General features: G+C 37.8%; 8 protein-coding genes. 2 read left to right on the top strand and 6 right to left on the bottom strand.

Annotation, left to right across the window (positions count from 1 at the left end; genetic code table 11):
* Window positions 1-255: 255 nt before the first annotated feature.
* Both JYB62_RS03635 and JYB62_RS03630 read left to right on the top strand, forming a co-directional pair.
* On the top strand, window positions 256-732 hold the full coding sequence (locus JYB62_RS03635) for a hypothetical protein (protein ID WP_205644070.1): 477 nt from the start codon (window positions 256-258) through the stop codon (window positions 730-732).
* Between the two features lie 116 nt (window positions 733-848).
* On the top strand, window positions 849-2,147 hold the full coding sequence (locus JYB62_RS03630; RefSeq protein ID WP_205644069.1) for a DUF3472 domain-containing protein: 1,299 nt from the start codon (window positions 849-851) through the stop codon (window positions 2,145-2,147).
* Window positions 2,148-2,198: 51 nt separating this feature from the next.
* Here the strand turns inward: JYB62_RS03630 and JYB62_RS03625 are convergent, their stop codons facing one another.
* The 6 genes from JYB62_RS03625 to JYB62_RS03600 form a co-directional block, all read right to left on the bottom strand.
* Window positions 2,199-3,089 (bottom strand): transglutaminase family protein, encoded by an 891-nt coding sequence (locus JYB62_RS03625; protein ID WP_205644068.1) that lies wholly within the window; start codon window positions 3,087-3,089, stop codon window positions 2,199-2,201.
* Window positions 3,086-5,623, bottom strand: coding sequence for a circularly permuted type 2 ATP-grasp protein (locus JYB62_RS03620; protein WP_205644067.1), 2,538 nt, complete (start codon window positions 5,621-5,623; stop codon window positions 3,086-3,088). The genes JYB62_RS03625 and JYB62_RS03620 overlap by 4 nt, the downstream gene beginning before the upstream one ends.
* Before the next feature lie 40 nt (window positions 5,624-5,663).
* A complete protein-coding gene (locus tag JYB62_RS03615) occupies window positions 5,664-9,005 on the bottom strand; it encodes a transglutaminase family protein (RefSeq protein ID WP_205644066.1) in 3,342 nt (1,113 codons plus the stop codon).
* A gap of 299 nt (window positions 9,006-9,304) precedes the next feature.
* On the bottom strand, window positions 9,305-10,051 hold the full coding sequence (locus JYB62_RS03610; RefSeq protein WP_205644065.1) for a hypothetical protein: 747 nt from the start codon (window positions 10,049-10,051) through the stop codon (window positions 9,305-9,307).
* Window positions 10,052-10,123: 72 nt separating this feature from the next.
* A complete protein-coding gene (locus JYB62_RS03605) occupies window positions 10,124-10,720 on the bottom strand; it encodes a hypothetical protein (RefSeq protein ID WP_205644064.1) in 597 nt (198 codons plus the stop codon).
* A 303-nt stretch (window positions 10,721-11,023) separates the two neighbouring features.
* Entirely contained in the window at window positions 11,024-12,115 is a 1,092-nt protein-coding gene (locus tag JYB62_RS03600; protein WP_317194624.1) for a DUF6807 domain-containing protein, read from the bottom strand.
* Window positions 12,116-12,141 lie beyond the last annotated feature (26 nt).

Genomic DNA, 12,141 nt, shown 5'->3' with positions numbered 1-12,141 from the left:
ATTTGAGATAAGAATAATTAAAGCCCAAATCTTAATCACTTAATTTATACTAATACATCCAAACCAGAAAGGCAATTCACTTTGAAGGAGTTTCTTTCTATCATTTTTTGATGAATGGAAATCAAAAAAAGTATAAAGAACAAGCCAGAAATAATTTAGATGATTTTAGTCTAGATGTAGCACATTTAATGTAATTTTCATAAAAACATATCGCCATTGAAGAAGAATAGTTTTTACCACCCAAAACCTATCCAAATGAAATTTTACTTCTATATCATTCTATTCTTTTTATGCTTTAACTATGCTTCAGTTGAAACAATGGCACAAACGATAGATAATCGACCAGAATTCTATAAGAATGCCCTTCAAGGGAGTTTGGGATTTGCGGGTTTATATGCTGCAGCCACGTCTAATTACGAACGGATTATTTCCTTACCTCAGGGTAAATGGATTACGGCTACCTATCTAAGGTTTGGAATTGGTGCTTATGGAGTATGGGGAGGGAAAGGAAATTTTACGTACCTCCAATATGGCGTATTTACAGGTAAAAAGGCCAACCATTTTGAAATCAGTGCAGGTCCAAACATCGGATTTAAAGAAGTGGATTCGGAGATTCCAATCGTCTCCTTTTCCACCGGATATCGACTTCAAAAACCAGGAAAACACTTTATGCTCAGAACAGGAGTAGGATTACCTGAGTCCATTTATTTTGGTTTAGGTTGGACTTTTTAGAGCCTTTAAAACGCTTATTTCAAAACAGTTCCAGCTTTCCAATTGATAACTTCATCACAAAAACCACTCATTTTGCTGCCTTTGATGATATATTTGGCATCAAAACCTCCTAACGCATGAAGTTTTATTGCTTTTTAATCCTGCTTATCGCTCTCCAGATCACGTTTGCCTGCACTTTAAACGAAGAGGATTCTTCTGTTTCATTTGAACATAATCTCCATATACCATTAGGAGGAAATACTTACCAAACAGCAGGAACTTTCAAAGAAAAGATTGGAGAAAATGGAATTGAAACTTGGATTGATGATCAATCAGAATTCAGTATTTATGTAAAGTCGGAACGGAACCAAACCATTTTTCTAGCCCTAGATCTGCTTCCTCAAGAATCCAATTCAGAATTATCTATTTCATTAGATCAAAGCCACCAAGTAAGATTAGAAGCAGGACAATCTGGTTCTATGGAGGTAGGAAAGTTTCAACTCAAAGAAGGATATAATCAGTTCCGATTGAATGGATTGACAAAATCCGGGGAACACTTTGCCAACATCAAGAATTTAATCCTTGCTTCCAAGGAGGATCTCATGTTGGAATTCGTCAAAGACAATGAAAACAACCGCTTTTATTGGGGCCGCCGTGGACCTTCTGTTCACCTAACTTATTCCTTGCCCGATAGCCAGAAGTTTAAATGGTTTTACAATGAAGTGGTTGTTCCTGAGGGACAAGACCCTATTGGTTCCTATTTTATGGCCAATGGGTTTGGAGAAGGGTATTTTGGAATCCAAGTGAACGGCCCTGATGAAAGGAGGATTTTATTTTCAGTCTGGAGCCCTTTCCAAACTGATGACCCAACTACTATCCCTGAAGAGGAAAGAATCTTACTCCTGAAAAAAGGAGATGGGGTATACACGGGTGAATTCGGTAACGAAGGTTCTGGAGGTCAAAGCTATTTAGTTTACCCTTGGAAAGCCGGCGACACCTACAAATTTCTGAATTCAGTTGAACCAGATGGAAAAGGTAATACGATTTATACTGCTTATTTCATGGACCCTGAAGTAGGTAATTGGGTACTAATTGCAAGCTTTTTAAGACCGAAAACAGATACCTGGTATAAAAGGCCTCACTCCTTTTTGGAGAACTTTATCCCTGAATCTGGAAATATTCAACGTTCGGCTCACTATTCCAATCAATGGGCAAGGAATGACAAAGGTGAGTGGATTGAGCTCACTGAAGCAAAATTCACAGGAGATGATATTGCAAAAAGAGGCTACAGGAAGGATTTTGCAGGTGGTGAAATCAGCGGAGATTTCTATTTACAAAATGGAGGTTTTTTTGATCAGAGTATCGAGTTAAATAGTATGCACCAAAGAGCTAAAAAGGACAATAGCCCTCAAATCAATTGGGAAAATCTTCCTTAACCAAGATCAATACCTTTAAAACTCGATCCATAAGAAGGTTTAGAGTCGGCTTTATATCAATAATTCTTCCTCCAGATTCGTCACATCCACGCTCACCTTCATTTCCTGCTCACTACCACTGTAAACGATCCCTTTAAGAGGGGTGACATCTGCAAAATCCCGACCTACCGCTACCCGGATATGTTTATCATTGACCAGCAAATTATTGGTTGCATCAAATTCTACCCATCCATGTTCAGGTATATAAATCGCGATCCAGGCATGGGATGCATCAGATCCTATCAGCTTGGGTTTTCCCGGAGGAGGCAAGGTTTCTATGTACCCACTGACATACCTGGCCGAAAGTCCTAATGATCTCAAACAGGCTAATGAAAAATGAGCAAAGTCTTGACAAACGCCTTTCTTATGATCAAACACTTTTTGAAGAGGCGTACTGATATCTGTAAACCCAGGAGTAAAGGCAAAATCCTTGAATATTCGGGTATTTAAATCAAGCATTGCTTCCATGATTGGTCGCTTCGGAGTAAAGGACTTTAATGCATATTCCTTGATACCTTCTATAAATTCCACATGGTTTGACTCCAAATAATATTGCCTGATATCATTGGGAGCCTCTGTCGTATGTAACCATTCCACCACCTCTTCCCAGGGTTTGGTAGACTTAGGGTCCACATAAATCCAACTCGGTGTACTCAATTCCAACAAACTCTGCGAAGTAACGGTAAGTTTCTTATGGGATCGCTCCACCGAGAAATACAGGTATTTATTCCCAAAAAAATCCACTCTTTCTACTTCTGAGCTTGGCTTAGGACTGATTTCACAAACATATTTATTCACCTTCTGAAACTCCAAGTCCTGCGGTATTTGAAACATCAAATTATGGCACAGGGTGGCAGGAAACTCGTAAATATAATCCGTGATATGTATTACTTGGTATTTCATATCTCAGGAATGACAGAGGTTTGAATCATACTATATCCAGATCCTGTATGACTGAAATATTTCTCATATATCCTATCAGAAGTATCATGTAACAATTCAACAATCTGATCTAATAAGGTGGTCAAATTCTTAAAGCTTCCCGTTTCCGGATTTGGAGTTGAAATTAAATCTATATCGCATAACCTTATTTTGGTAATTGCTTCCAACAACTTTTTTCGATCCACCCCAAACATTTCATGATCATCCTGATTCGGTAATGATTTTAAATGTTGGTCTATTTCCAATAATTGATAAATCAAGGATCTTGGATTATCCTCATGTAAGATCAATAGACTCAATACTCCATGCAATTCCAGATTGGATCTATAGCGATAACGATAAGTTACCAAACTCTCATTACAGCGCAGGGTATCTTCCATCAGTTCCTTGTTGGATTCTGAATCAAAAGACTGACACAACATTCCTCTGAGAATGGTGCAATTGTTAGCTGCAGATTCAATAAAGCGGCCAATATTCAATAAATGCCAAGTTGTTTCCCGAGTCATATTGTCAATATTCAACCCATAGAAAGCCATTAATTTGACTACCATATTATCCAAACTATGGTAGGCTTGCATCAAGGAAGTATTGCTTTGTCGCATTTTATTCAACTCTTCTGAGATACTATCTAGAATTCTCCAGGTATCCAAACTTAGTCTATCTCGAACTGCATAGGCATTGGTTAAGAAAGATTGAATTGAATACGCTAAACTTCCGGGCTTGTCAATTTTATGGACCAAATCCAACAATTCATCCTCAGGATTCATTAAAGTGGCTTTTTCCATAAAGCCAGGACCAGTTCCTGTTAAAATGGTTAAAGTTCTTAATAAGGTACTTAAAACAGGAGTCTCATGAATATGGATATCTTCGTCAGCTTCATTATAGGACAATAATGTCATACGCATTAATCGAACCGCATAGGAGGATCGCTCTAAGTATCGACCTAGCCAAAATAGTCTTTCTCCAGTACGACTTGGCAGGACATTTCTTACCAAAGGTTGAGCCTTGATCGTTTTGGAAACGATGGTTATGGGTTCTTTAGACTTACCCAACACCCATGTATCTTTACTGATTCCACCTGTTTGATTGGAAACCAAGAAAGCACCTTTTTCTGGAGAGCTTCGCGAAAGCCCACCTGGCATTACTTTGTAATTATTGTTCTCCGAATCGGCAATTACATAACTTCGAAATACTGCATTCCTCGCTTCCAGTTTGTTATTGATCCAGGAGGGAGATGTGGAGAAGTCCACCATTTCCTGTCCTACATACATGTAGGGGTTCTTTTCAATCTGTTTCTTTAAACCTTGTATTTGTTCTTTGCTGAGATCACCTCCAAAAATTGATTTATGGTTGGTCCCTCTATAAATATTTCTAATGACCAGCGTTTCAATATGATCAAAAACAAATTTTTTCTCTTTAGGCTGGCCGCACCACCAGGTAGCTACTGATGGCAATACTAAATCTTGCCCCAATAAATGTTTGGATATTTTTGGTAAGAAAGCCATTAGGCCAGGATTTTCCATTACACGACAACCTAAAGGATTAATGACCAATACTTTTTTCTGACGTACTGCCTCCATTAGCCCCACTACCCCTAAATGTGAATCGTTTTTGTACTCCAATGGATCACAAAAAACATCATCCACCCTACGGATAATCACATCAACTTTTTCCAGCCCCTTGATGGTTTTTAGCCAGACATACCCACCGCTTACCGTCAAATCCTCTCCAAAGGCCAAGGTAAATCCCATAAACGAAGAGATGTAGGCATGTTCAAAAAAGGTTTCATTAGTAGGACCAGGTGATAACAAAACTACTCGAGGGTTTTCCTTATTGTTGGTAAGGTGTCCTAAGGTATTCTTGAATGTTTGATAATAAGAGGTGATTTTTCGAACATGGTTTTCTCGGATCAGTTCTGGAAATACCCGAGTCATCGCTGCCCTATTCTCAAATGTATATCCAGCACCTGAAGGAGCATCTGTTCGGTCATGAAGCACCCACATCATTCCATTAGGGCCTCGGGCCAAATCTGAAGAATATTGAATCAGTTGTTGTTCCCCTTCTAATTTGATATCATGGGCTTGTCTTAAAAATCCCCGGTGATTATAGATCAACTCAAAAGGAATTAGACCTTCTTTGATTAATTTTTGATCACCATATAAATCACTGAGAATCAGGTTTAATAGCTGAGTCCTTTGAATCAATCCTTTCTCAATTCCTTCCCATTCCTCCGTATTGAAAACCATGGGAACAGGATCCAAAATCCAAGGACGGTTCATCCCATCTGGATCTCCATATACATTGTAGGTTACCCCATTTTCACGAAGTTGACGGCTTACTTCCTCTTGAAATTGCCGCATTTTCTCCGAGCCAATCTGGTCGTAGTATTTGGCTATGCGCTCCCAGTGGGAATGTATTTTACCTTGGTCGGTGGCCATTTCATCCAGAAATGGCGCGTTATTGAACATCTTTTCAATAAGATATGACTCAATCATTCCTCTACTTTGAACTAATTGCACATTCTATAGTTTACCCTCATCTTTTTTTATAACGACGAAGGTCCATTGTATACGGGAATTCAGGATTTACAATTTCCGAACTATCCTCGTATTCGATAGGTCCATCCAACTTGGTGATATACCTTCCAGTTTGATGGTCGTCTTTTACCGTGAAATTAATAGGATTCTCCTTGGTAATTGTATGTCCAAAGTCGAAAAATCTAGAAATTCTTCGGGCTTCTGCTTCATTACTGTTGATCGGAAAATTATCATAGCTCCTCCCACCCGGATGTACGACATGGTATTGACAGGCAGCCACAGATTTTTTGGTCCATGTATCATACAGATCAATAACCAAAGGGGTATCAATTCCTATCGTAGGATGCAATGCTGAAAATGGTTGCCATGCTCGATATCGGATCCCCGCAACATATTCCCCATGTACTCCAGTGTTTTTCAAAGGAATCTTGAAACCATTGCAAAGCAATTCATATCGAGAATCTGTCAATCCGGTAATTTTTACTTGTAAACGTTCTAGGGAAGAATCAACATACCTTGCTGTACCCGAACTTGAAATTTCTTCGCCCAATACGTGCCAAGGTTCAATAGCCATTCTTAAATCGATATGGATTTCATCTGACTGCAACTCTCCTATAAACGGAAATCTAAAACTGAAAAAAGGATCAAACCAATTTACGTCAAAATCGTATCCCGCTCTTTTTAAATCATTCACTACTTCCAACATATCTTTTTGGCAGTAATGTGGTAATAAGAACTTATCATGAAGAGAAGTCCCCCATCTCACTAGCTTGTGCTTGTAAGGTTCTTTCCAAAACCAACTCATCAAGGCCCTAATCAAAAGCAATTGCACCATGCTCATCCTATAATGAGGAGGCATATCAAATCCTCTAAATTCAAGAATTCCTAATCTACCGCTACTTGAATCAGGAGAATACAACTTATCAATACAGAACTCAGCCCGGTGGGTATTTCCTGTAATGTCTACTAATAAATTTCTGAAAATCCTATCCACCATCCAGAACGGAATTTCATTTTCTTTGCCGTCTGGCACTTGCTGAAATGCCAACTCCAGCTCATACAGCATATCATCTCTTCCTTCGTCCACTCTTGGAGCCTGACTAGTCGGACCAATAAATTGAGTAGAAAACAAATAGGATAATGCAGGATGGTGTTGCCAATAGGTAATAAAACTACGCAATACATCAGGCCTTCTAAGCAGAGGACTATTTTCTGGGGAAGTCCCGCCAAGAGTAATATGGTTTCCTCCTCCTGTTCCGGTATGCTTTCCATCCACATTAAATTTCTCACTGATCAATCTGGATTCCCTTGCTTTTTCATACAGTATTCGGTAGTTATGCAATACCTCTTTCCAGGATTTGGCAGGCTGAATATTTACTTCAATTACTCCTGGATCGGGAGTGATCATCATTTTTTCTACCCTCTTGTCCGAAGGAGGGTCATAGCCCTCTATCAACACAGGTAAGTTCATTTTTTTGGCTGTCCGTTCTACCGCACTGACAAGGTCCAAGTAATGCTCTATATGGGTGGTTGGGGGAAAAAACACAAAAAGCTTCCCTTCTCGAACTTCTACTACCAAAGTGGTTTTAAAAATCCTTTTAGAATTAATGGGAGGAAGTTTTGAGCTTAATTTCTTGGAGGATTTTGGAAGCTTTTTTACTGGGGCAAACAAGTCCTGAATAGGTGCTATAGGTTCGTCCTTTTCAGCAGTATGCTCAATAGAATCCAATGGAAGTCTCAAGCCTGCAGGAGAATTTCCTGGCACTAAATACAAATCATCTCTCCTAAATTTCCATCTACAACTTTGCCACCTTTGTTCATTTAGTTCCCATTCCAATGGAACAGCAAAACCAACTGGTTTACCCAAACCTTTATTTAATAACTCAGCAAGTTTTTGTCGTTCTAAGGATGACTTTAAGTTGAATTTTTTGGGATCAATATTCACAGGAACTCTTCCCTCCTGCCAAATAAAATAAAAGGGATCTTCGTATAATGGAGAAATATTGTTTTTATCGACATTTAGCTGCTTTACCAAATTATTCATGAAGCTTTTGGCATGTCGGCTATTGAGTTTATAATCCTTGGAAATATCTGCCATTAATGAATCGTCATGCCAAATTGGGTGGCCGTCTTTTCTCCAAAAACAAGCCAATTTCCACCTAGGAAGCGGTTCTCCTGGATACCATTTCCCTTGACCATACTGCATTAAGGCCCCTTTTCCAAACTCCCCTTTTAATTTATGGAAAAGTATATTGGATAAACTTCTTTTATGTTCGCCATCGGCATCGGTATTCCATTCCGGGGCATCTTGATTATCAACTGAAACAAAAGTTGGCTCACCTCCCATGGTTAAGCGTACGTCATTCGCAACTAAATCTTCATCAACTCGATCTCCTACCAGGATTATTTTTTCCCAAACTTCTTCCGAGTAAGGCTTGGTCACCCTTGGAGTTTCTTCAATTCTTGTTACCTGATTCTCAAAATGGAAAGTAGTCTCAGTAGGTTCAGCCATTCCGGAAATCGGTGCTGCATCCTGAGGACTAGGGGTACATGCCAATGGAATATGCCCTTCACCAGCAAATAACCCAGAGGTGGAGTCTAACCCAATCCATCCTGCGCCAGGCACAAATACTTCGGTCCAAGCATGTAAATCTGTAAAATCTTCTTCTGGTCCGGAAGGTCCATCGAGGGATTTTTCATCGGATTTCAATTGGACTAGATATCCTGAAGCAAATCTTGATGCCAAACCTAGATGTCTGAGTACCATCACCATCAACCAAGCAAAATCACGACAAGAACCGGATTTTATAAACATAGATTCTTCGCAAGTTTGGACCCCCGGCTCCATCCTGACATTGTACTTCAATTCATTACTGATTAGTTGGTTAATAGCCACCAAATAATCCACTGTAATCATATCTTTTTTGAGTAAGCTTTTGGCTTTCGCGACCAGCTCCATCAATAAAGGTCCTGATTCTTTTTTCTCCAAATAAGGACCCAATTGGGCACTTAGGCCTTCTTCATAGGCAAATGGAAATGTTTGCGCATAGTCTTCTACAAAAAAATCAAAAGGATTGATAACTACCATATCGGCAATCACTTCCACATCTATTTCAAAAAACTTGACTTTTTCAGGAAATACAATTCTTGCTAGGTAATTTCCAAAAGGATCCTGTTGCCAATTAATAAAATGGTTCTCGGGCTTTATATTTAATGAATATCCTTTAATAAATGTTCGGGAATGTGGTGCAGGTCTTAACCGAATGACCTGGGGTCCCAAAGAAATATGACGATCGTAATCGTATCTAGTAAAATGCCTAATAGCAACCTTAATGGACATGGACAGATTTTAAAATTGATTAAAAATGAAAGTCTTCCCCTCTTGAATAATTAGACTTGGGTTACTTGGGCGAATGCTCCTAAAGTAAATTAAAATAAGGACAACACTGATTAAAATTTATAAAAGATATTAAACATTAAAAAGTAATTTCTTCTGTCATCACGATTAAAATCAACATAAAGATTGGTTGAAAATGAAATTGCAGGCATTCAAAATCAATAAAAAAGCATCAATCCAACTTACCAGTGGCAACTAGATTGATGCTTTCAATAATCAATTGACCTAAGGTCGAATAAGAATTACTTGTCTTTGAACTTTCCGTTTTTCATTTCAAGAGCACTTTCGATGTTTGAAACGATTTCGTCATAAGCTTGACCATTACCATCAACATCATCTGGACCAACTTCAATTAATCCATCTCCGTTTCCATCAGATACTAATGCTGGGTTAACACCTTCCAAGAATTTATCCATATACATGGTCAATAACATATCTTGAGCACCTGCCACTTCGATACCTTGGTTGAACTGTACTAGCATCTCATCTTCAATATCTATAGACACCTCGGCAGGAACACCGAACCAGCTTACTTTTGCAAAGATGGATAATCCGTGCATTTCGTCATCTTCAGGAACATCGGCATGAACAAAATCTAAGTTTAACTTGCCATATACTCCATCTGCAGCCATGACAGAGCCTATTTGCACAATCTGAACTTCACCATCTTCAACCAAATTTAAAATCTGTGGCTCATTATTTCTTATTTGTACAATACTTGGCTTCTTTTTGTCCTCACTTGTAGTCCTTAAAATTAGCTTTACGTTATCTATGGAAACTTTTACAGATTCAATCGAAAAATTCCCATAATCCAAATCAGAGGTTCTAGCATTCGCATCGTCCAAACTACTAATTCCAAGGGTGGCAGAAATAGTTACTTCACTTTCTGTAATTGCTGGAGTTTCATCTGTTTCCTCCGTACAAGATGTGATAAATGCGGTAGCTGCTACGGCAATTATCAAATTTCTAAATCTTGTTGTTTTGATCATAATCTAGCTTTTTTAGATTGGTTATAGTTTGTTTTTGGTAGTTTTTACTTTAAAAAACTTAATTAATACGCTTTAAATCCATTTCCATTTAATATTATCGAAAGTCCCATTTTCAACTTCAATCAGGGTTCCATTCACCTCATCTAAAGCAGTAAAACTGAATCTTCCCGAAATCAATTTTTTGTTTACATCAATATCTGTAATTATTAACTCCATTTCTCCTGTATGATTAGAACTAGCTTGATATAAATGACCCTCAGATTTCACGGATTTCCTCATTTCAACAGCTCCCATGGCCCCTTCAAAATTCACTTCAGAATTTTTTATCAAATTCCATTCTGAGAATTTAGATCCTCTTGCTAGCTCCTCTAGGTTTATTCCTGCAATCTTAAATCCAAAAGCCAAAGCCTTTCCTCCATCTTTAACACGAATCCCATAGATTGTTAATAAAAAGTAATCATCACGATTTTTCATCTCTGATACTACAAATTCAGAGGCTAAAATTCCTTTCCCACTTTCGACTTCAAATTGGTCTCCATTTAATGTAGCAGAAATAACACCTTTATCTTTCCTATTTGGAAATACATTTACGCCATTTATATCAATACAAGAAATCAAACTAAAAAGTACTAATAGAATAAAAGCACGCTTTAGAATAGATAAAATCATATGTACTAATAATTTAAGAAGATTAAAGAGAAACTGAAAAACATTGATTGCATATAATTCCCACAAAATGAGGATAAAATTCACACATACTTACCTATAATCTATTGATTACTAAGATTTTTATGTTTTCTAAACACCCTTATGGCGAATTCTCTTAATATTAGTTCATACATGATGCCAGAATATCAAATAGACTTTTATTAGATCTATAAACACATGAATATTTAATAAATAAGCTATTTATACATAAAAAAAAGCACTATAAATAAATAGTGCTTTTTCTAATTAAATATTTTATGCAATTTAATTTTCCTTCCAACTGTTAAAGTATTCAACAATTTGACCCTCTTCTATACTCTTTCCAGAAACTATATCCACTTTAAATTTAAAGGTCATGGATTCTCCATCTTTTAATTGATAATTTAATTCTTCTTTACCCTCACTCATTGCTTTTTGACCAAGAGGGTTTGCTGCAAATAAACCATAGCCTCTCGCATGCCAATAGGTTGGGTAGCCTACATTTTCTGGATGGTCATATAAAATTACCGAAATAGGCTCTCCCTCAATAGATCCTGCCAACTCCACCCAATCTCCTCTTGTTCCCCATACATCATCACCTTTTTTTCCATTGCTACTAGTATACATTCCAGTGATTCCTTCATTATTCATCGTAGGTACATCTGTAACTTTTCCAGATGCATCGGTAAATAGTTCAGGTTTTTTAGAAGGATGTTCTAATTGCCTAGCAACTCTAATTGCAATCATACCTTCTTTATTATCGGTAAATGAAACAGGTCCATTTTTCGCAGTCAAAATAGCAATTCGCTCAATCGTTCTTGTATCATCCGTTGCTTCAAAATTAAAGGTGGTCTTTTCTTCTAATAAGGTTAGCCCATCTTCATTTTTCCATTCTTGAGTTACTTCCAATTTTCCTGTGTTTCCTGAAGAGGAAATGGAATTTATTTTTTCCAATGTGATGTGTCCATAATCAGATTTCTTTTCTGCAGGAATCGCATAAGAATTATTCCAAAAATCCAAGCCATTGACATCTCCATAATTAAACCATAAGCCAATATGATGAGGATGGTCAAACCGCTCTCCTGGTCTTGGAGCTAAAGGCCATCCCCGAGTGATGGTAGTACCTTTCGATGTGTTGATGGGAAATAACACAGGTTTATCCAATGTATCTGGATAGATGAATGATGTAAAAAGCGCCCCATCTACTAATACATCTACCTTTTGAGCTGCTTCGTCTTGAACCAACTGTATCGTATTGGAAGGCTTTTCCATATCATTTGATGTTTCTTGATTTTGGGAATCTCCAGAATTACAAGCATTCAGTATCAAAAAACCAGATACCAGTCCTGCTAATTGAATTGATTTTTTTAATTGCATTGGTTGTTTGGGGTTAAGATTAAAAG

This window comes from Algoriphagus lutimaris (assembly GCF_017051705.1).
Classification (GTDB): domain Bacteria; phylum Bacteroidota; class Bacteroidia; order Cytophagales; family Cyclobacteriaceae; genus Algoriphagus; species Algoriphagus lutimaris.
The sequence above is the reverse complement of the archived record's forward strand: the minus strand, read 5'-3'. Positions and strand labels throughout refer to the sequence as shown.